This is a genomic window from Lysobacter gummosus (assembly GCF_001442805.1).
GTDB classification, from domain to species: domain Bacteria; phylum Pseudomonadota; class Gammaproteobacteria; order Xanthomonadales; family Xanthomonadaceae; genus Lysobacter; species Lysobacter gummosus.
In genome coordinates this window covers 2187697-2209291 of the sequence record NZ_CP011131.1, presented here as the reverse complement: position 1 = coordinate 2209291, position 21595 = coordinate 2187697, and the positions used below count along the sequence as shown (strand labels likewise).

18 protein-coding genes are annotated in these 21595 nt (G+C 67.0%); 5 read left to right on the top strand and 13 right to left on the bottom strand.

Features of this window, described 5'->3' with window-relative positions:
- Positions 1–8: 8 nt before the first annotated feature.
- Positions 9–341 (top strand): hypothetical protein, encoded by a 333-nt coding sequence (locus tag LG3211_RS09175; RefSeq protein WP_057942564.1) that lies wholly within the window; start codon positions 9–11, stop codon positions 339–341.
- 28 nt (positions 342–369) lie between these two features.
- Here the strand turns inward: LG3211_RS09175 and LG3211_RS09170 are convergent, their stop codons facing one another.
- From LG3211_RS09170 to LG3211_RS09150, 5 genes are all read right to left on the bottom strand, one after another.
- Positions 370–603, bottom strand: a complete 234-nt coding sequence (locus LG3211_RS09170; protein ID WP_235109583.1) for a hypothetical protein — start codon at positions 601–603, stop codon at positions 370–372.
- Positions 600–9326 (bottom strand): glycoside hydrolase family 94 protein, encoded by an 8727-nt coding sequence (locus LG3211_RS09165; RefSeq protein WP_425479970.1) that lies wholly within the window; start codon positions 9324–9326, stop codon positions 600–602. Before LG3211_RS09165 ends, LG3211_RS09170 begins: the two co-directional genes overlap by 4 nt.
- Positions 9327–9508: 182 nt before the next feature.
- On the bottom strand, positions 9509–9991 hold the full coding sequence (locus LG3211_RS09160) for a fasciclin domain-containing protein (protein WP_187313160.1): 483 nt from the start codon (positions 9989–9991) through the stop codon (positions 9509–9511).
- Between the two features lie 364 nt (positions 9992–10355).
- Positions 10356–10973, bottom strand: a complete 618-nt coding sequence (locus LG3211_RS09155) for an NAD(P)H-dependent oxidoreductase (RefSeq protein WP_057942561.1) — start codon at positions 10971–10973, stop codon at positions 10356–10358.
- Between the two features lie 257 nt (positions 10974–11230).
- Positions 11231–11974 carry a hypothetical protein gene (locus LG3211_RS09150; protein WP_057942560.1) on the bottom strand — a complete coding sequence of 248 codons (744 nt, stop codon included), beginning with the start codon at positions 11972–11974 and terminating at the stop codon, positions 11231–11233.
- A 141-nt stretch (positions 11975–12115) separates the two neighbouring features.
- Here LG3211_RS09150 and gcvA point away from each other — a divergent pair, with 141 nt between their 5' ends.
- Complete coding sequence (gene gcvA / locus LG3211_RS09145) at positions 12116–13039, top strand: transcriptional regulator GcvA (RefSeq protein WP_057942559.1); 924 nt, start codon at positions 12116–12118, stop codon at positions 13037–13039.
- Between the two features lie 16 nt (positions 13040–13055).
- On the opposite strand, the gene LG3211_RS09140 is transcribed toward gcvA, so the two are convergent.
- The 8 genes from LG3211_RS09140 to LG3211_RS09105 all read right to left on the bottom strand — a co-directional run bounded on the left by LG3211_RS09140 (position 13056) and on the right by LG3211_RS09105 (position 19390).
- Positions 13056–13583 carry a hypothetical protein gene (locus tag LG3211_RS09140; protein WP_057942558.1) on the bottom strand — a complete coding sequence of 176 codons (528 nt, stop codon included), beginning with the start codon at positions 13581–13583 and terminating at the stop codon, positions 13056–13058.
- A gap of 96 nt (positions 13584–13679) precedes the next feature.
- A complete protein-coding gene (locus tag LG3211_RS09135) occupies positions 13680–14741 on the bottom strand; it encodes a DUF5694 domain-containing protein (RefSeq protein ID WP_057942557.1) in 1062 nt (353 codons plus the stop codon).
- A gap of 96 nt (positions 14742–14837) precedes the next feature.
- Positions 14838–15038: a hypothetical protein gene (locus tag LG3211_RS09130; protein ID WP_148648814.1), complete on the bottom strand. Its 201-nt coding sequence runs from the start codon at positions 15036–15038 to the stop codon at positions 14838–14840.
- A gap of 201 nt (positions 15039–15239) precedes the next feature.
- A complete protein-coding gene (locus tag LG3211_RS09125) occupies positions 15240–16385 on the bottom strand; it encodes a putative glycoside hydrolase (protein WP_057942555.1) in 1146 nt (381 codons plus the stop codon).
- Positions 16386–16544: 159 nt separating this feature from the next.
- Positions 16545–17054 (bottom strand): Ohr family peroxiredoxin, encoded by a 510-nt coding sequence (locus LG3211_RS09120; RefSeq protein ID WP_057942554.1) that lies wholly within the window; start codon positions 17052–17054, stop codon positions 16545–16547.
- 97 nt (positions 17055–17151) lie between these two features.
- Complete coding sequence (locus tag LG3211_RS09115; RefSeq protein WP_057942553.1) at positions 17152–17922, bottom strand: SDR family oxidoreductase; 771 nt, start codon at positions 17920–17922, stop codon at positions 17152–17154.
- 167 nt (positions 17923–18089) lie between these two features.
- Entirely contained in the window at positions 18090–19133 is a 1044-nt protein-coding gene (locus tag LG3211_RS09110; RefSeq protein ID WP_148648813.1) for a LysR family transcriptional regulator, read from the bottom strand.
- A complete protein-coding gene (locus LG3211_RS09105) occupies positions 19130–19390 on the bottom strand; it encodes a sigma factor-like helix-turn-helix DNA-binding protein (protein WP_057942552.1) in 261 nt (86 codons plus the stop codon). The genes LG3211_RS09110 and LG3211_RS09105 overlap by 4 nt, the downstream gene beginning before the upstream one ends.
- Positions 19391–19572: 182 nt before the next feature.
- Here LG3211_RS09105 and LG3211_RS09100 point away from each other — a divergent pair, with 182 nt between their 5' ends.
- From LG3211_RS09100 to LG3211_RS09090, 3 genes are all read left to right on the top strand, one after another.
- Positions 19573–20052, top strand: coding sequence for a carboxymuconolactone decarboxylase family protein (locus LG3211_RS09100; RefSeq protein ID WP_057942551.1), 480 nt, complete (start codon positions 19573–19575; stop codon positions 20050–20052).
- 100 nt (positions 20053–20152) lie between these two features.
- Positions 20153–20569 carry a cupin domain-containing protein gene (locus LG3211_RS09095; protein ID WP_057942550.1) on the top strand — a complete coding sequence of 139 codons (417 nt, stop codon included), beginning with the start codon at positions 20153–20155 and terminating at the stop codon, positions 20567–20569.
- A gap of 129 nt (positions 20570–20698) precedes the next feature.
- Entirely contained in the window at positions 20699–21547 is an 849-nt protein-coding gene (locus tag LG3211_RS09090; RefSeq protein WP_235109623.1) for an RNA polymerase sigma-70 factor, read from the top strand.
- The last annotated feature ends 48 nt before the right edge of the window (positions 21548–21595 follow it).

Here is a 21595-nt window from a genome sequence, read left to right as displayed (position 1 = left end):
GTGACCGAATGACTCAGCAACAACCGCCCGCCCTGGCCGCGTCGAAGCCGGTGCCCCAGTCGTGGATCATCCCGTTCGTACTCGCGCTGGGTTTCTGGTGCGCGGCCTTGACCTTCTATTACCTGGCGAACCGCAGCGATTGCTTCGCCGCGCTATTGCTGCTGATCGCCGGCGTGCTGCTGTTCTGCCTGCCCGCGGCGATCTGCGCGGTCGTCTCGATCTATCGCCGGCCGTTGACGATCGTCGGCCTGGCCTTGAGCGGCGCGGCGCTCGCGGCCGCGGCCCGGTACCTGGTCTCGACTATCGACAAGTGCTATTGCGGCTGCGGCTATCCGGGATAAAGCACAGCCGTCGAACAACGCCGGCCGCTCATTCGTCTGGAAGATGCCGCCGCCCCGGATCGCAGTGGTTCAAGGTCAGCATGCGCGCGATGCGTTCTTCCGCGTAACGGCGATCCTCCGGATTCAGGCCCTCGACGATCGGTTCGAGCAAGGCCTTGAACTGCGGCCAGAACTGCGCCTCATCGCGCAGGCTCGAGCGCCAGTGCGGCAGCATCTGCTCCAGGCGTGCGAGTTCGATATCCAGTTGCAGGCGGCATGTCATCGCAGCGCCCCCGGCCACTCCACCTCGACCCGATGCACGTCGCCGTCGTCGATCAGCGCGAAGCTGAGCCCGTCCTGGGCCACCTCGTCCAGAGTCAAGCGACCACCCTGCCCGGCTTCGGACTGCGCCTGCCGCACGCGGATCCGATAGCGCGTGTCGCCAAAACGGTAGTGCAGCCGGTACTCCGGCCAATCGGCCGGAATGCACGGCGCGATGCGCATTCGGTCGCCTTCGCGATGCAGGCCCAGCAAGGATTCGGTGAGCAGCCGGTACATCCAGCCGGCCGAACCGGTGTACCAGGTCCAACCGCCGCGGCCCACGTGCGGCGCCACGCCGTAGACATCCGCGGCCAGCACGTAGGGCTCGACCTTGTAACGCGCGGCCGACTCCGCGTCGCTGCTGTGATGAATCGGATTGATCATCCGCGCCAGTTCCCAGGCGCGCGCGCCGTCGCCCAACTCGGCGAAGGCCATCGCCGCCCACACCGCCGCGTGGGTGTACTGGCCGCCGTTCTCGCGCACGCCGGGAACGTAACCGCGGATATAGCCGGGGTCTTTCTCGGTGCGGTCGAATGGCGGATCGAGCAACTGGATCAGCCCCGCCTCGCGCCGCACCAGATGGCGGTCGAGCGAGTCCATCGCCTGCCGCGCGCGTGCCGGATCGGCCACGCCCGACAGCACCGACCAACTTTGCGAGATCGAATCGATCCGGCATTCGTCGCTCTCGTGCGAACCCAGCGGCGTGCCGTCGTCGAACCATGCGCGCCGGTACCACTCGCCGTCCCAGGCCTGGGCTTGCAGGTTCTCGCGCAGACGCTGCGAAGATTGCGCGCAAAAGTCCGCGAACACATGATCCTCGCGCGCCCGCGCGATCGGGCCGAAACGGTTCAAGGCATCGAACAGGAAGAAGCCCAGCCACACGCTTTCGCCGCGGCCGGCCTCGCCGACCCGGTTCATGCCGTCGTTCCAGTCGCCGCTGCCGATCAGCGGCAGCCCGCGCTCGCCCAGCAACTGCATGCCGCGCTCCAGCGCCAGCACGCAATGATCGTAGAACGGTTGCCGGCGATCGGTGCTCCACAAGCGGTCGTAATAGGATTCCTCATCGACGTTGAGCGGGCGGCCTTCGACGAAGCCGACCGGTTCGTCGAGCACGCTCAGATCGCCGGTGACCTGCAGATAGCGGCACGCCGCCACCGGCAGCCACAGGAAATCGTCCGAACAGCGCGTGCGAACGCCGCGATTCAGGGGCGGATGCCACCAGTGCATCACATCGCCCTGCGGGAACTGATGCGCCGCGCTCAGCAGCAGATGCTCGCGGCTCAGCGCCGGCATCGCATGCACCGTGGCCATGGTGTCCTGCAACTGATCGCGGAAGCCGAACGCGCCGCCGGACTGGTAGTAACCGCTGCGCGCCACATAGCGGCAGGCCAGCGCCTGATACGGCAGCCAGCCGTTGACCAGCGCGTCCACGCTGGGCTCCGGCGTCTCGACTCGGATCGCGCCCAAGGTGCGGGTCCAATGCATGCGCACCGCATCGAGCACGTCGTGCGCATAGGCCAGGCCCTTGCTGCGTTGCGCCAGTTGCGCCACGCCGCCCGCATCGTCGGCGGCACCGAGTCGGAACACGACTTCCATGCTCTCCTCCGCCGCCAGCGCCACCGGCACCTGGATCGCCGCGCACGGGTCCATGCCGACGCCGAGGCGCCCGGACAGGCGCTGATTGAGCAACGCCGCCGGATGGCCCAGATCGCCGTTGCGGCCGATGAATTCGCTGCGGTCGGCGGTGAAGCTGCAACCGGCGGCATCGGTATCGAAGAACGCCACGCGCCCTTCGAACTCGGTGTTGTACGGATTGCGCGCGGTCAGCGCGCCACTGGCCGGGTCCATCTCGCTGACCACGTGCATCTGCGAGCGGCTGCGGATATCGCCCAGCACCCATTCGACATAACCGACCGCCGACAGTCGCCGCGCGCGGCCGGAGCGATTGCGCAGGCGCAGCACCGAATACTTCACCGCATCCTCAAGCCCGACATACACCCATAGCTCGCTGGCGATGCCGTCTTCGACATGCTCGTAGACGCTGTAACCGAAGCCGTGGCGGGTGCGATAGGCGCCGCGTCCGCGGCATGGCAGCGGCATCGGCGACCACACCCGGCCGCTGTCTTCGTCGCGCAGATAGAACGCTTCGCCGCCGGTGTCGGCGACCGGATCGTTATGCCACGGCGTCAGCCGGTACTCGTGCGCGTTCTCGAACCAGGTGTAGCCCGGCGCGCTTTCGCTGACCACCGTGCCCAGGCGCGCGTTGGCCATCACGTTCGACCACGGCGCCGGCGTCGGCGCGCCTTCGCGCAGCACGATCACATACTCGCGCGAGTCGGCGGCGAAGGCGCCGGTGCCGTTGTCGAAATTCACCGATTCGGCCATGGCCTCGAACGGCCAGGTGTCGTCGTCGCTGGGTTGCGGCGGCGGCAGGCCCAGCAGCGGCGGCGGTTCGATCGACGTGGGCGCTGCGGCGGCCGCCGGTTCGGCCAGCAGCGGCGCGCCGTCGGGCCACAGCAAGGCCTGTGCGCGTTCGGGCGGCATGTGCCGGCTGACTTGCGCGGCCAGGGTGCCGCGTTGATCGCTGATGATCGCCCGCGCCACCGATTGCAACAAAATGCGGTCTTCCTGCGACATCTGCTGGATCGGCCGCACGAAGATGCCGCCGGGCCGATCGAGCACGCTGCCTTCCGGCCCGGCCGACACCAAACCCAGAATCTGCTCCTGCAATTGCTGGCGGTAGCCGCTTTGTTCTTCGTTCCAGATCACCAGATCGACATTGAGCCCCTTCAAGCGCCAGTACGCGTGCGCCTGCACCATCTGCCGCACCAGCTCGATGTTGGCGGACTCGGCGATCTGCAACAGCACGATCGGGAAATCGCCCGAGATCGAATGCCCCCACAGCCCCGACTGGCCGCGCCGGTTCTGCAACAGCACCGCCTGTTCGGCGCGCAGATACGGATGCGTGTACACCATCGAGCCGGCCAGACGCTCGTACAGCTTGGCGTCGGCCTGCGAGGCGTTGATCTGGCGGCGCACGACCTGGCTGTGGGTCCAGGCCAGATCGAACACGCGATCGGCCAGGCGCCGGTCGCGATAGCGGTCGATCAGCGCACCGCACGCCGCGCGATCGCCGCCCACGCCGGTGACCATGTCGATGATCGCGGTCTGGTCCGGCGCCAGCTCGATGCGGGTGCGGATCGCGACGATCGGGTCCAGCACCGACCCGGCCGAGTCCGACAGCTTGTCCTCGCCGGTCATCGCCTGCGGCGTGCGCGGCGTGTTGCCGCGGCCGAGGAAGCGGGAGCGATCGGTCTCGTAGGAAATCTGGCTGATGTCGGCGTCGTGCACGGCCACCAGATGGAACATCCACGGCGGGATCTCATCGCTCGAGCGCGGACGGCGCGTGCACAGCAGCGCCTGCTTGTCGCGTTCGATCTGGGTCTGCACGAACAGATTGCTGAAAGCCGGATGCAGTTCGTCGGACAAGGCCGAAGCCAGCACCACTTCGGCGTAGGTGGTGATCTCGATGGTGCGCGTGCGGCGCGAGCGATTGCTCACCCGCAGGCGGCGCATTTCGATGTCGTCTTCGGCCGAGATCGCGATTTCCAGATGCGTCTCGTAACGGTTCTTGCGCCCGCGGAATTCGGCCTTGGCGTCGGAGAAGATCGCCTCGTAATGCTCCACCGGCACGCAGGTGGGTTGATGCGTGGCCGACCAGAACTCGCCGCTGTCGACATCGCGCAAATAACAGAACGAGCCCCAATGATCGCGGGTGGCGTCTTCGCGCCAACGCGTCACGGCCATGTCGCCCAGGCGGCTGTAGCCGCCGCCGGCGCTGCTCAACAGGCCGTGGTAACGGCCGTTGGACAGCAACTGCACCGCCGGGCGCACGGTCGCCGGATTGCGGAACACCCGCAACTGCGTTTCGGCGGCCGGCGGCGGCGCGCGGCCGCCGCTGGCTTCGGCCTCGTGCGGATGGAACACGCCGGTGCGCGGAATGCGTTCTTGCAGCAACAGCAAGGTCGCCTGGAATTCGGCGTCGGCGACGAAGCGCTTCTGCATCGGCTGATCGCGCAGCAGATAATCCAGCGACAACAGGCCCATGCCCTGGTGATGGGCCATGAACGAGCGCACCACCGCGTGAGTCTGCCCGCGCGGCACTCGCGCCGGGGTGTAGTCGATCGCTTCGTACAGGCCGAATTCGCCGCCGAACCCCAGTTCGGTCAGGCGTTGCAGGTTCTGGCACGCGGCTTCGGGCATCACCATCAGCGCCATCGTGCTGGCGTAGGGCGCGATCACCAGATCCTGGCCGAGTCCGCGCTTGAGCCCCAGCCCCGGCACGCCGAACGCGCGGTACTGATAGTTCATGCGCGTATCGACCGTGTTGTAGCCGGATTCGGAAATACCCCAGGGCACGTCGCGTTGCCGGCCGTAATGAATCTGCGCCAGCACCGCGTGCTGCGAGGTCTGATCCAGCAAGGTGTCGGGATAACTCGGCATCACCAGCTGCGGCATCAGGTACTCGAACATCGAGCCGCTCCACGACAGCAAGGTCGCGCCGCTGTCGATTTCGGTCAGCAGCCGGCCCAGCGAGAACCAGGTCTCCTGCGGCAACTGGCCCTGGGCGATGGCGACGAAGCTGCACAGGCGCGCTTCGGAGGCCAGCAAATCGTAGAAGCCGGCATCCAGGCGCCGTTCTTCGACGTTGTAACCGATCGAGAGCAGATGGCGGGCGCGATCGTAGAGGAACTCGTATTCCATCAACGACAGTTGGCCGGCGATATGCGCCAAGTGTTCCAGCTCGTGAATACGCCGGCGCGCGCGGTCGCGAATGCCGCCGTCGTCGTTGGCGCGCTTGGCCAGATCGCGCAGGCTGGGCATGGTTGCCTCGGCCTGCGGCGATGCATCTGACGCAGTGTCCGACTGTGTCGGCAGGAATTCTTCGAACTCCCGCATGGCGCCGCGGCAGGTCTCGCTCAGAGCGCGCGGCCAGCGCAACGCGGCCTCCGGGTCCACGCCTTCCGCGACCGGCCAGGCCGATTCGACTGCTTGCGCCAGCAGCGACAATTCCGTCAGACAGCGCTCTATCTCGCCCGGCGAATGCGGGGGCGCCGCCGCGATCGCGTCGATGCGCTCGCGGAACGCCGCCAGCGCCTGGCCCTGCGCCGCCGTCTTCGCCGGCGCGCGCGCGTCGCGCAGATTATCTTCGAGCACACCGCAGGTATCGACCAGCCCCTGGAACAGGGTCGGCGTGATCAGCGGCTCATCGGCCAGCGCCAGCAGGCCCTGGCGCAGGGTCAGCAGATGCGCGGCCAGATTGCCGCTGTCCACCGTGGAAATGTAGCGCGGCGGCAACGGCAACAAGGTCTCGGTGTCGTACCAGTTGTAGAAATGGCCGCGATGACGCGGCAAGGTCTCCAGGGTGGCCAGGGCCAGACGGGTGCGTTCGATCAGCGCGCCGGCCTGCACATAGCCCAGGTCGTAAGCGCTCAGATTGGCGAGCAGCGACAGGCCGATATTGGTCGGCGAGGTGCGCCGCGCCACCACCGGCGCGGGGTGTTCCTGGAAATTATCCGGCGGAAGCCAATGATCCTCTTCGCGGATATGCACCTCGAAGAACGCCCAGGTGCGCCGCGCCAAACGGCCGAGGAAACGCAGTTGCGTCTGCGACAGCCCCGCGCGCCGCTGCTTGGGCGGCCGTCCCAGCCACGCCATCAGGCCCGGCGCGATCAACCACGACGCCAGCAAGGGCGCGGCGATCCACAACGAGGCCGGCTGCACGCGCGCCAGCATCACCGCCACCGCGACGGCGAACACCGGCGCGAACCACATGTCGCGCAGCTCCGCACCGAAGCGGTCGCCGAGACTGCGCTCGACCTCGCTGGACGGATTCCATTGCAGCAGGCGGCGATGGCTGATCGTCATCCGCCACAAGGTGCGGGCAATGGCGCCGAGACTGAAGAAGGCTTCGAACGGCAGACACGCCAAGGTCACCCAGGCGCGCTGCAATTGCCGCGCGAGCGAGCTTCCGACTTGCACCAGATGAGTTTCCAGCGCCATGTCCACCGGCCGCCGGGTCAGTTCCCAGCCGGCCAGCACCAGCATCGGCGCCAGCCACAGCGCCATCAGCCACAAGGTCCAGGCCAGCGGCTGCGGCAAACTCGCCCAGCCCCATACCAGCAGCGCCAGCGCCGCCGGCGACACCAGGCTGCGGCGCAGATTGTCCAGCAGCTTGCCGCGCGACAGCCACGACAGCGGATTGCGCTCGAAGCCGCCGCGCATGCGCGGCACCCACGGCAGCAGCCACGGCAGCAATTGCCAGTCGCCGCGGATCCAGCGGTAGCGGCGCTTGACGTCGGCGGCATAGCGCGAGGGATAGTCCTCGAACAGGCGCACGTCGCTGATCAAGCCGGCGCGCGCGTAGCAACCTTCCAGCAAGTCGTGGCTGAGCACGCGGTTGTCGGGCAGGCGGTCGGCCAGTGCGTGCTCGAACGCGTCGACGTCGTAGATGCCCTTGCCGACGAAGGAGCCTTCCGCGAACAGATCCTGGTAAACGTCGGACACGGTGCGGGTGTAAGGATCGATGCCGGCCTCGCTGCCGAACATGCGCGCGTAGCGCGAGCCGCGCCGCTCGCTCATGCCGCTGCCGACGCTGGGCTGCAGGATGCCGTAGCCGCGGGTAACGCGCTTGCGCCGTTCGTCGAAGCGCGCCTGGTTCAGCGGATGGGCCAAAGTGGCGATGAATTCGCGCGCGGCATCGCGCGGCAAGCGCGTGTCGGTATCCAGGGTTATCACATAACGCACGTTGACCAGCGCGTCGGTGTTGCCGGCGACCTGCGAGAACGCCTCGTGCGAGCCGCCGCGCAGCAGGCGGTTGAGCGCGGCCAGCTTGCCGCGCTTGCGCTCGTGGCCCATCCATTTGCGTTCCTGCGCGTTCCACACGCGCGGACGATGGAACAGGAAGAACACATCGGCGCGACCGCCGGCGTAGCGGCCGTTGAGGCGTTCGATCTGCCGCGCCGCATGCGCGACCAGCGCATCGTCGCCGGGCAGCGTCTGCTGATCGGCGTCGAGAAAATCCGTCAGCAAGGCGAAATGCAGATAGGCGTCGCGGTTGGCGAGGAAGCGCACCTCCAGGCCCTCGACCAGCCGGTCGATCGCATCGATATCGCCGAGCATGGTCGGCACCACCACCAGGCTGCGCGCGTTCGACGGCAGGCCCTTGGAATAATCCAGGCGCGGCAGCGGCTTGGGCGCGATCAGCACGGTCGCCAGCCAGTTGACCAGATGGATGCCCAGCTCGCTGAAAGCGACGAACGCCAACGCTGCCAGCAAGACCAGCCAGGTCGCATTCAACGACTCGCCGCGCACCTGCCACAGCAGGCCGCAGGCGCAAGCAGCCGCGACCGTCGCGATCGGCAGCAGATACGCCGCCAGCGGCATCCGCCGCCGGCTCAGGCTGACCGGCGTGCGCGCGCGGCCGGACTGCGCCAGCGCGCTCTTGATTCGCTCGGTGCCGTCGTCGATCAGGTAATAGCCTACGTGCGCCTCGCTGCCGCGCGCATCGCCGACCTCGCGCGCCAGATTCAGCACGATGCGGGCGACGTCGAGCTCATCGGCGCCGCTGCGGCGCGCGAGCTTCTCCACCACGTGCCGGTACATGTCGCGGGTGTTGAAATCCATCAGCGCGTAAACGCCGAGCGGATCTTCGCGCAAGGTCTGATCGACCAGGCTCATGGTCTCGACGAACTCGCGCCAGTCCATATTGGCCAGGAAACGCAGGCTGCCAATGCTGTTGCTGATCGACACCTGGTCGGAGGCCTGCTGCTGGCTTTCGGCGCGCACCAGCTCTTCCACGCTGCGGCCGCTGTCGGCCAGCCACTGGTCGATCCAGCTGATCGGCATCGCCAGTGCCGCGCTGCGGCCTTGCAAGCCGCGCACCAATTCGGCGACGAACGCGCCGGTCATCGGCGGATGCGAGCGCGCCATGTCGGCCACGACCAGCACCACGTTCTTCGGATTCTGGTCGGCGGTATCGTTGAGCGCGTCCGACCATTCCGCGGCGCGGCGATGGTCCAGGCCGTCGCGCATGATCCGCACCGCCATGCGCCGCAGGTTCTCGATCAGCGCCAGCCGCAGCATGATCGGAATCGCCCACAGTTCGCCCAGTTTCAGCGGCGTCACCGATTGATACGCGGCGACGAAGCGAGTCATGGTTTCCGCGTCGATGCGGCCGTCGCCGTGCGCGATGGCCTCCATCGCCAGATCGTAGACGCGCGGCAGCCCGGCCGAAACGCCTTCGCTCAAGGTCGGCAGTTCGCGGCTATAACCCTTGGGAAGATGACGGCGCGCGGTGCGGATCTGCTCTTCGATCAGATAGTAGTTGTCGAGCAACCACTCGCCCGCGGGTGTGATGCGCACTTCGTCGTGCACCATCTTGGTCAGCAAGGTGCTGGCGTCGTCGAGAACGCCTTCGTTGTCCTTCAGCCGCGCCAGCAGCAGATTCGAGCCCGCGGCCGCCTGCACGCGATGCGCCAGCGCCAGCGACTTGCCGTGCAGTTCCATCTGCTCGGCGCTGAGCAGCCGCGATCGCAGCGGTTCCTCGGCCAGCCATGGCCTGCCCTTCGCCCTCCGGCCCCAGCGCCACAAGCGACGGTGCAAGCGCAACCACTGACTCAGCATTCTCCACACACGGGCCATACGCTATCCAGAAATAGATCGGCCGTCAGGGCGGGCCTGACTTGAACCATTCGACGGGTGAGTAAGTCCTGGCCTGCGGACTCGAGATATTTTTGAACCCAGCTTCGCTATCGCCGGGTGAAGGGCGCGACTGGATCGCGCCCCGGCGGCGAGCGGAGCCCGCGCTAGTTGGCGGGCAGATTGACCCGGTCGATGCCGTGAATAACCGCATTGCTCGAGTAGATATTGGGCAGGACCACCTTGCCGACGCCGAAGCTGACCTGCTTGTCGAGCACCTGGATCGCGACGTTGCGGCCGTTCACCGTCTTCAGCGCGTCCCAGCGCTCGAACTCGACCACGGTCTTCCTTTTCGGAATCAGATGACCGTTGAGCAGATCGTTCAAACGCGCCTTGTTTTCCGGCAGGAACAAGCTTGCCAGCGCGCCTTCCGGCAGTTCGCCGAAGGCCGCGTCGGTGGGAATGAACGCGGTGAACGGGCCGTTTCCGTTAAGGAATTCGGACATGCCGGCGCGTTCCACCGCTTCGCAGAAAATCGCGAACGATCCTTCGGCCGCGGCGACTTCGAGCAGCTTCTTCGGCGCCGTCTCCGTCATCGCGAGAGGGGAAGAAGCGGCGCTCGCGCCGGCCGCAGTCGTGGTGCTGGTCATTCGGGTTCGCCTTAAGTACGGCTCGCGCAGTGCGGGCCGATCAACGGTCTGGGCCGTATCTCCCATGGAGACTGGGAGTTCCAGGCTGGTACGGCCGGGCGATGAAGATCGCCGCGACCGATTTGCGCCACGACATTGCGTCGTGGTGTCCGTCTACAGTGCGCCGCCTTGTGTTAGCTAACCGTGATCTGGCGCGATTCATGTCGCGAACTGAGCGTTTGCGCCCGTTGCGATCAATCCGGGCGACCATCTTGGTCAGCATGAGGCTTCGCGGCGGCGAATGCGAGGCCGCGAGGGTGTCGATTGCGCTTGCCGACGAGCAAGATTCGCGCAATCGCGGGCGCAAGGCGCGATGGCTTTCCGATCAGGCCGCCTCGCCCGCCTTGGATCGCCGCGATGGATCGAACAACCGCAGGCCGATGGCGTGCGCGGTCTGCAGATGCGAGGCTGCGTCGTTTACCGAATCGAGCAGCAGTTCCGAGGTCTCCACGCTGGCACCGCAGTAGTCGAAGATGCCGTGATCGATCTGGGTCTTCATCGCGTCCAGGTAGCCGCGCCGGGTATAGGTGCGCAGATCGGCGCCGCCGATGCCGACCAGATGCACGCGCCGGCCGCGCAGCCGCTTCACCAATGCCGTGTCGGCATCGGAGCGGTAGGCCCAGCCGTTGGTGAAGACGCGATCGATCCAGCCTTTGAGCAAGCCCGGCATCGACCACCAGAACACCGGATACACCAGCACCAGCGCGTCGGCACGATCGATCCGCGCCTGCTCGACGAGAACATCGGCCGGCGGCGGCGCAAGTCGGACATGCACGGCGACATCGTCGGCGGTGAAACGCGGGTCGAACCCTTCCGCGGCAAGGTCGGCGATTTGGAAGCTGTGCGCCGAAGCGCCGTGCGCGATGCCCTCACCGATCCGCGCGGCGACGGCGTGGCTGAGCGATTGCGGGTCGGGATGGGCGAGGACGATCAGCGCATGCATGAGGTCACGCTCCTGATGGGGCGATGTTGATCGCGGCGGCATACCGGATCTTCGGCCTGGGCCTTGGGTGGAACCACACAGCCAGGCAAACGTGCGGACATCGATTTACTCCGGAACATGCGCGAACGCGATCCCGGAATCATCGGGGACCGGCCCGCCACCGACAAACCAATTGTTTTCAATGGATCGACAAGCGCGGTTTGAAGATCGATCGCGACCGGGGTTCAATCGTTGCGCATACTCGCCGACGACACCGCTCATGAGCCGTCCACCCACGTGTCCTCGTTCGGCAGTTCCCCGGACAGCCCACGCCCCGCCACCGAGCCATCGGGATCGACCAGATCCAGCACGCCGGGCGCGGCGAAAAACTCCGCATCCAGGGCATCGCGCAGAACGATGCCGCTGTCGCGCCAGCCCCGCGGTTGCGGGCTGCGCTGCACATACAGCAGATGATCGTATTCGGCGCTGGCGTGGACCGTGCCGTCGTGAACATGCGCGGTGGGATAGAACAACCGCTCCGTGTCGCGAGTGCGGAACGACAACGCCATCGGATGCACGCGCGCGTCGCCGGCGCGAAGCTGGAACACCGCGAAGCCGAACCCCTCGTATGCGGGAAACTGGTCCCAGACCGCATCGTCGAGACGGAAGCGCGGGTCCAGGCGGACGAAATCGGCGCGCGTGGCCACGAAGGAGGCTTCGAAGGCGCCGACCCGATGCACCGCCAGGGTCGGGGCTCGGCGGCCGCCGTCAGGCGATCGGCTGCCCGAAGCGGCGACCGGAAAGCATCGGTGCAGATCCTCGAAAAACTGCGGCCGCGCCGACAGATCGATAAACCTGACGGCCTCTGCGTCGGTTCCGCGCGTGGGCAGCGGCAGGATCATCGCCTGATCCGTCTGCGAGACCAAGCGCATTTCGTAGACCAGCACCTGCCGCTCGCCGGCATGGCGGGCGAAGATGCGCGTGGAGCACACGCGTTGAACCGGTTGCGAGAAGATGCACATGGGACTTTTGATGTCCGGCGTCGATACCGCGCATGGTAGATCACCCACTGCGCGGCGGCGACATGAAGGCCGGCGCGGCCGTTGACCGAGTGCGGAAAAGCGGTGATTCTCGCCGCATTCTCAAAGCTGGCTTGAAGATCGATGAACCGGATGTTGCCGGGCACCCGCGCGCTGCGAACCTTCGAGGCGGCCGCGCGGCATTTGAACTTCACCCGCGCCGCCGACGAGGTCGGGCTGACGCCGGCGGCGGTCAGCCACCAGATCAAGGAGATCGAGGATCAACTCGGCCTGGTGCTGTTCACCCGCACCAGCCGCAGCATCCAGCTGACCCCGGCCGGCGCGGAGTTGTTCCAGGCCACCGCCACCGCGCTCGACACGCTGCAGCGCGCCGTCGGCCGCGCCCGGCGCATGGCGCGCGAACGCAGCGGCCTGCGCATTTCGACCAGCGCGCGCTTCGCCAGCAACTGGCTGCTGCCCAAGTTGCCGCAGTTCCGCGCCGTGCATCCGCAGTTGCAACTCGACTTCGACATCAGCGATGAGCTGCGCGATTTCGACGTGGACGATATCGACGCGGCGATCCGCTTCGGCACCGGCCGCTATCCGCATATGCGCTCGCAGCGGCTGTTCGATACCCGCATCGTCGCCGTGTGCAGCCCCGCCCTGCTGCAAACCGGGCCGCCACTCGACCACCCGCGCGACCTGCTCCAGCACACCTTGTGCCATGTGGACTGGAAGACCGACAGCATGGTCTGGCCGACCTGGCGCATGTGGATGGCGGCGGCCGGCATCGAGGATTTCGACGACAGCCGCTGTCTCGCGTTCGCGGATTCGGCGCATGTCGTGCAAGCGGTGATCGACGGCGGCGCGGTCGGATTGGCCGATCTGGAGATGATCGGCACCGATCTCGCCCAGGGCCGGCTGGTGCGCGTATTCGATATCGAGGTCCAGGTCGCGCCCGAATACGCCTATCACCTGGTCTATCCGGACAGCAGTCACGACGACCCGCGCATTCTCGCGTTTCGCGAATGGTTGCTTGGTCAGACGGATTTACCGGGGGCGCCCTGATCGCGACGGCGCGATCTCAAGCCGCACCGTCGGCCGGTTGCGATTGGGACGCAGGCTCCGCGCGGTACAGCGGGAACGTCTCCATCCGCACATCCAAAGCCTCGATCAGCCATCGAGCCTGCGTTCCCGGCGGTCCCGCCCATTCGATCTCATGCACGACGGTGCCGGCCGCGGTGAGGCGGATTTCGCTGTAACGCCAATCGAAATGGCCCGCCGTCGAGCACGGATTGCTCAGGGTGTAGGCGTGCACGCGCGGATAGAACAACTCGATAAACCGATCGTGCTGCGCGCTCAATAGTCGCACCCGCAGGTTCAGCTCGCGGATTTCATGCCGCTCGCCTTGCGAAGGCTCTTCGAAGCGCGCCCATTCCAGCCATGCGTCGTGCGGGCAGCGCGGATCGGAGACATCGAGCAGCGGCCCGGAGGCGATCGCGTGCGCGCTGGCCGGAAAGCGTTCGCGATTGTGCCGCAGGTACTGCGCGTAACGCTCGAACGGCAGGCGCGGATCGCCGTCTGCGTCCAACTGTTCCGAGAGAACATACATAGCCTATGACGCTCCGATGCGCGGCCCGAGAGCCCTACCAAGCCGGCCGTATCGACGCGCCGGCCGCGAACGCGCGGCCCACCTATGCGCGCACTATCACTTCAGAACCTCCTGCGCATCGACGATGCGCAGGCCCTGCATGCGGCCCAGCAGATCGTCGAACCAGGGCTTGTGCGAGACGCCGACGATCGACAGCACGCGCGTGCCGGGACGCTCGCGCGCGGCCGCGCGGATGTTGGCCACCATGCGCAGGTTGCGGGTCTCCCAACCGGCGACATACATCTGGCCGTAATGCTCGGGCGAGCGGTCGCGCAGGGCCGCGGCGAAATCGCTGTCGATGTTGGCGCGCATGACCGCGGGGCTGTTGATGTAGCGATACAGGCCCAACATGTCGCCGGCCTTGATCAAGGCGTTCTGGCGCTCGCGGATCGGCCGCATCGGCGCCGCGGCCGCGTCCCAGGCCTGCTGGATCGCCTTGCCGAAGGCCGCTGCATCGGCGACATCGACGTTGTCGCCGGTGTGATCGTCGGCCGCGTACACGCGCTGCAAGCCCAGGCGCGCCGCCACGACCGCGGCGATCAGCCCGCTTTCGCTGTTGGCGCGCGTGGATTTTTCGAGCGCGGCGACCAGCGCGGCGTCCAACCCATCGCCGGCGCGGCGTTCCGCCGTCGGCAGTTGCAGCCATTGCACCAGCGCCGACACATCGTCGTTGGCGGCCATGAACAACGCCGCCAGATGGCGTCGCTGCGCCGGAGTCGGCGCCGCCGGCCATGTCTTCAGGGTCTTGTGCGTCTGGGCGATCGCCGCCGGCACGTCCAGCCCCGTCGCCGTCTTGCCCGCATCGGGTTTGCGGCAATACGGCGCCAGCCCTTGCTCGCCATAGATCGCCGGATGGCGCTCGGCCATGTCGCACTGCTCGCCGGGCATCTCTTCGACGGTGACGATCTGCGGATGGAACTCGACCAGACGGTCGATCAGCGGCTGCAGGGAGCGGCGATCGAAATCCTTCGGCATCGTGCTCAGGTGCACCGTGCCCAGCACCAACACCTGCGTGGTGGGCCCGGCCATCTTGTCGTCGAGCGTGGACAGATCCACCTGCGCATGCGCGCTGCCGGCGCTGCTCAGGCCGAGGGCCAGCGCGCAGATTACGGATGTCATTCGCAAGGCATTACTCTCCGTGGCATGAATCGGGATGGCGGCGCGATAGCCTACCTGCGCATCGCGAAGGCCTCCAGTGGCCGCATCCCCGCTGCGTCAGAGTTCCTCCGCCGTCGCTTCGCGCGCGCAGCAGTAGATGGTGAAGCCGGTATCCATGGTCTTGGTGTAGACCAGATTGCCGTACTTGAGATAGTTGTGATCCGGACACGTGTAGGTGAACTTGGCCAGGACGAAGCGATCGCTGTCTTTCAGGAAACGGGTGGAATTGAGTTCCTTCAACTTGCAGCCCGGATACATACGATCGATGTCGGCCGAAACGGTCCCGCTTCCCACCGAACACGCACTCACAAGGCTCAGCGCCAACAGCGCGACCATCCACCGCATACGATTCCCCTGATGATTCCGGGTGCGCGGGCACCGGGCTGGGGCGCAGTTTAGCGCCGGCCGGCGCTCGTCGCTGCGGCAGGACCGATTCGCGATGCGGGGCTGGCGCAGCGCTCAGGGCAAGATGCTTGCGGTCTTGGCGTTGGAATCCACCCGCACCGAGCCGCGCGCGAATCGCCGCGTCCACACGCCCGGCGATTGCTGCACCGCTGCCGCCGACGGCGCGCCCAGATCGAAGGTCCACGCGCTGTTGTACGGGTCCTGGCCGGTATCCGCGCCGCCGCCGGTGGCATAGGCGTAGCCGCCGCCGGCCGCGCCGGGATCGTGCCAGAGCAGGAACGAGGCGCTGGTGTAACGCATCTTGTCGAGGGCCTGCCAACCGCCGGCATGCGGGAACGCGTAAAAGCCGACTCCGGCCTGGGCGATGTCGCGATGAAGCGAGGCCATCCAGGCCCAGTCGGCGCCGCCGAGCAAGCCCTTGTTGATGTCGTCTTCGCCGGGCGCATCGCCGCTGGGCCAGGATTCGTAATGCTCCCGCGCGTAAGCGCCGGCCAGTTTCGCCCAGCGCACTTGCGTGGGCCGGTCGGAGTTCCAGGCAGAGGCCACGTTGGGCATCAGCGCGAGGCCGGCGGCCTTCAGTTGCGGCGAAACGTTTTTCAGGAACGATTCGACCGCCTGCGTCCACGCCAGATCGGTCGGGTACTTGGACGGGATCGCCGACCAACTCGAACGAAAACTTTCGCCCATGTTGACGTCGTCCGCGAACACGCCATGGAAGCCGCCGGTCTTCGCGTAATCGATGGCGCGCCGCGCCCATTCGTCCTGATAGGCCTTGTTGCCGACGTCGTACAGATGCAGATCCCCGCCCCAGAACGTGACCGGGCGGCCGCTGCGATCCTTGACGATCCAGTCCGGATGATTGGCCTTGACCCAGCGATACGACATGCCGGAAGGCCACGGTTCTTCGGCGGGCGGCAGGTCGTAGGCGCCTGCGGTGTCGAAATACATATACAAACGCATGCCGGGATTGGCGGCCTTGAGCCGCGGGATGTCGACGTGCACGCGCATGTAGCTCTGGATGACCATCCACGAGTAAGCGCCGGGGTGCTGCGTGATCAACGGCACTTCGGCGTAGTCGAGGTAAAGCTGGCCGTTGTGCGGCGCGCTCGATGCCGTCGCCGGCAGCAGCAGCAGAGCCAGGGTCAATCCGGCGAAGATCGCGCGCGCCCGGACGAACGGCGCGGATGCGGAATTCGACATGGCGTCTCCTGTGATCGACGGCCGCCAGGGCTCGGCGACGCCACAGATATCACGGCCATCGGGTGCGACCTGCGCCTGGGATCACACATCCGGCGCGGCATGACAGCCGTAATGTTTTCGCGCTGTCGCGCCTTGCGCGCGGTTGAAACGTGAAATCGATCAGCAAGGATCGTCGTCGTGCGCGACCACCACGACATGGTCGATGCCTTGGCGGAACATCTTCGCGTAAGGGCAGATCCGCTCGGTGTTGCGCACCAGTTCGGCCGCGACCGCGCGCTCCACGCCGGGAAGATCGACGCGGATTTCCGCCGACAGCAGGAACAGCCCATCCATCGGATCGCGCGCGAACGTCACCGCGGCATCCACCGTCACTTGCATCAACGCCAGTCCCGAACGATTGGCGAGCAACACCAGCGCGCCATGAAAACAGGCGGCGTAGGCCGCCGCCAGCAGTTGCTCCGGATTGCTGCCGCCGCCCGGCCCGCCCAGTTCCACCGGCAAGCGCAGATCCACCTCGAGCGCGCTGTCGTCCGAACGCGCCACGCCCGAGGCGCGCCCGTGCATGGCCTCGCCGCCGCTCACCCGCACCCGGCCGGTGTACAGCGCGCGGGCCTGTTCACCGTGGTACTTGTCGAGAAAAATCGGCGGCGGCGGTCGCAACGGGCTCATGGGCGTTCAGGCGTCGTCCCGGTGTGGATCGCAGGGTCGGCGTTGCCGCCATGAAGTGGCCGGCACGGTTCGTCGGCGTGAAACGGTGCGGCCGCGCTCAGGCGCGCGGCGCCTGGCGGGCGAACTGCGATTGTGCAAGCCAGCTCTCGAAGTTCAACGCGCCCTGCCACGCCGCGCCGACCGGCACCAGCGTGTCTTCCTGCAATTGCGCGCCGAAGTACAGCGCGCTCGGATCGCTGACGACTTCGCGCGTATCTTGCACGGCGCGCATGAATCGCCGCGCCAGATCGGCCATCGGCTCGCGCTGCGGCCCGGCGATCTCGACGATGCCGTTGGCCGGCTTCTGCACGGCCACGCGCGCGACCGCGTTGGCGACATCTTCCGAGGCGATCGGCTGCACCAGCGCCGGCGGCAACCGCACCGTCTGGCCGTCGGTGCCGGCCTGGATGATGCCGGGCAGGAATTCGTAGAACTGCGTGGAATGCACGATGGTGTAGGGAATCGCCGATTCGCGGATCAACTGTTCCTGGGCGATCTTGGCGCGGAAATAGCCCGATGCCGACAGCTTGTCGGTGCCCACCACCGACAAGGCCACATGATGGCTCACACCGGCGCGCGCTTCCGCGCTCAGCAGGTTGTGGCCGGCGGTGCGGAAGAAGTCCATGACCGCGGCATCTTCGAACGACGGCGAATTGGCCAGGTCCACGACCGTATCGGTGCCAGCCATGGCCGCGTCCAGACCTTCGCCGGTGAGGATATTGACCCCGGTCGAAGGCGCGGCGGCGACGACTTCATGGCCCTGGGCGCGCAGTTGCGCGACCACCTTGCTGCCGATCAAACCGGTACCGCCGATGACGACGAATTTCATGTTGCACCTCTGCGCCTGATGAAGGAGAGCCGATGTCCCTGGCACGGGAACAGCGGGTAACGCCGGGCCATGCTAGAAGCTGGGCGTCGATCGCAGTAGGCCTGCGCGTGGATGCGCGATGTTTCCCGGCATGCACCAATGCCCGCTGGGCGGCAACGGCGGCCCCGTCAGGCCGCAGCGTCGGTGCGCAGGCCGAAGGCCGGCGCGAGCGGCGGCGGCGCATCGACCTGGGGATCGAGATTCAACGCCCGCACCTGTGCGGTGATGAAGTCGATGAACACGCGGATGCGCTTGGGAAGCTGGCGCCGGCTCAGATAGCACAGGTAATGGCCGCGGTCGTCGGGCGCGAACGGATTCAGGCACGCCAGCAGCGCGCCCGAGCGCAGGGCCGCGCTGACCTGGTACGCCGGCATCTGCGCCAGCCCCTGGCCGGCATGCACCGCTTGCAGCAGCAGATCGTCGTCGTTGAACACCAGCTCGCCCGGCGGCGCGACCGATTGGGCGACACCGTCGATCTTGAAATCCCAACTGCGCAGACGCCCGTTCGGCAGCCGCCGGTTGATGCAGGCGTGCGCCTGCAACTCGCCGATCGATGTCGGCAGGCCGCGCCGGCGCGCGTAATCGGGCGATGCGCAGACCAGCATGCGCATCGGGATCAGCTGCTTGGCGATCACCTGGCTGTCGTCCATGCGGCCGTCGCGGAAGGCGACATCGACGCGATCGACAGCGAGATCGGCCAACCGTTCTTCCAAGGTCAGTTCGATGCCGATCCCGGGATAGCGCAGGCGGAACTCGGCCAGCAGCGGCGCGACGACGTTGCGGCCGAAGCCGTGCGTCGAACTGATCCGCAACTGCCCGCGCGGCGGGCCTTCGCGCAGGTCGCGCATTTCGTCCAGGGCCTGGGTGATCCGTTCCACGCCGGGGCGGCAGTTCTCGAAGAACAGTTCGCCCTCGCTGGTGAGCGAGGTCGAGCGCGTCGTGCGCAGGAACAGCCGCGCGCCCAACTGCCCTTCCAGTTTCTGCACGCTGCGGCTTACCGCCGAGCGGCCGACGCCCAACCGGTCGGCCGCGCGCGCGAAGCTGCCCTCGGTGGCCACGGTGATGAAGGCCACCACACCGGCGTAGCTGGCCGAGAAGCTGCACGGCAGCGCGTCGTGGCCGTCGATCGGAGTCTGTGCTGTCGCGTTCATTACCAGGTTCATGGTGGTCATGCCTCGTCCTGCCCGCGCCGTGGCCACGGCGCCAGCGCGTGGGCGCGGGCGTGTTCGACCTGCTGGCGGCACAGCTCCGCCGGCTGGCCGATCATGCGGGCGATATCGGCGTAGCTGGTCTCGAAGATCACGTGCAGCACGAACGCCGCCTGCGCTTCCGGCGCCAGCGCCTGCAGCGCGCGCAGGAAATCCAGCCAGATTCGCTCGGCTTGCGATGGCGCGGGGTCGCCGCCCCGGTGGTGAAAAATAATGGTCATGCTCCAAGGTCGGCGCAGCGTATCGGCCTGTGACACGCCGGCCCCACTGGTGCCCTGCGCTCAACACCGCGCGTCCGTGCGCGTGCCTACCGGGCCGCGCGCTGGCTGCCTAGGCTGGATCGGCAACCCGGCTCACCCCCGGCCGCTCTCCCCCACCGATGCCAACCCAAGGACGCTTCGCCATGAGTCAACGCCTGGATTACCAACAGCAATCCCCGGAACTGTTCAAGAAACTCATCGAGTTCAGCATGCTCGTGGAAAAGTCCTCGATCGAGCAGCCCATCCGCGATCTGGTCTCGATCCGCGCCTCGCAGATCAACGGCTGCGCGTTCTGCGTGGACATGCACATCAAACAGGCCACCTTGCACGGCGAGCGCCCGCTGCGCCTGCATCACCTCGCCATCTGGCGCGAATCGACCTTGTTCGCCCCGCGCGAACGCGCCGTGCTGGCGTGGACGGAAGCGCTGACCCAGATCCCGGCGCACGGCGTGCCCGACGACATCTACGAGCGCGTGCGCACGCAGTTGTCCGAGAAAGAAATTTCCGATCTGAGCTTCATGGTCATGAACATCAACGCATGGAACCGCGTCAACATCGGCTTCCAGACCGTTCCGGGCAGCCTGGACAAGGCCTTCGGACTGGACAAGGCCAATCTGGCCTGAGTCCGCGCCGCGTTCGCCGCCGCAACCGCGGCGGCGAACGGTTTCCTTAGCTTTCGCCAAGGCCGCTCCGCCGCGAGCGGCGACACAACGAGGTCTCCCCATGCGCATCCGCCATTCGCTCGTCCTGCTGTTGCTGCTCGCACCCGCAGCCGCGTCGGCCCACGGCCCCGCCGCCGCGGGCGCCGCGCCGCTGCCTACGGTCACCACCGTCATGACCCAGCCGCTGTCCGGCTACCCGGGCAAGGAAGCGCTGATGCTCAGCGTCGAATACCCGCCCGGCGGCGCCGACCCGGTGCATCGCCACGATGCGGATGCGTTCGTCTACGTGCTGGAAGGTTCCATCGTGATGGGCGTGGCCGGCGGCAAGGAAGTCACCCTGACCGCGGGCCAGAGCTTCTACGAAGGTCCGAAGGACATCCACACCGTCGGCCGCAACGCCAGTCGCGACAAGCCGGCCAAGTTCGTGGTGCTGCTGCTGAAGGACGTGAACAAGCCGGCCCTGATCCCGGTTCCGTGATCCGTTGCCGGCGCCGGCGCTCGGCGGCCCAGGTGGCCGCTGAGCGCGGCATGTCACAATCGGGCCTGCTGCCCCGACCTGATATGCATGGAAGGCGCGACTCGACTGTTCACCCAACTGCAACCACGCTTGCGTGGCATTGCCTACCGCATGCTCGGCTCGGTGGCCGAAGCCGAGGATGTGGTGCAAGACGTCTGGCTGGCCTGGCACAAGGCCGATCCGGAGCGCATCGACGATGCGCAGGCCTGGCTGGTGACCACCACCACCCGCCGCTCGATCGACCGCCTGCGCCTGGCTCGCACCGACCGCGAGCACTACGTCGGCATCTGGCTGCCCGAACCGATCCTTACCGACGCCGGCGAGGCCACGCCCGAGCAATTGCAGGAAGCCGCCAGCGACTTGTCGATCGCGTTCCTGATGGTGCTGGAGCGGCTCGCGCCGGAGGCGCGCGCGGCGTTCCTGCTGCGCGAGGTGTTCGACGCCGATTACGGCGACATCGCGCGGACCCTGGACAAAAGCGAAGCCGCCTGCCGCCAGATCGTGCACCGGGCCAAGGCCCAGTTGCGCGAGGAGCGGCCGCGCTATGTGGTATCGGCGCAGGCGCATCAACAGCTGATGCTTCGCTTCGCGCAGGCCCTGTCCAGCGGCGATTTCAACGGCATGAAACAGATGATGGCCGAGTCGGCGACTTTGGTCGGCGACGGCGGCGGCATCGTCACCAGTTTCGCCGAACCGATGGTCGGCGGGCCGCGCATCGCCCAGCTGCTGTACGCCGCGCGCCTGCGCTACAAGCACGAGCTGCGTATCGTGCCGGCCTGGATCAACGGCCGTCTGGGCCTGTTGCGCTACATCGGCGCGGAACTGGAATCGGTGCAGTCCTACGACACCGACGGCGAGCGCATCGTGCGCGTTTACATCCAACGCAATCCGGACAAGCTGCGGCGCATCGCCGCGGCTCAGGCGGCGTTGCTGAGCTGACGCCGGAGCGAGCCGACGCCCGCCGCGCGGCACCGATTTGTATCCCAA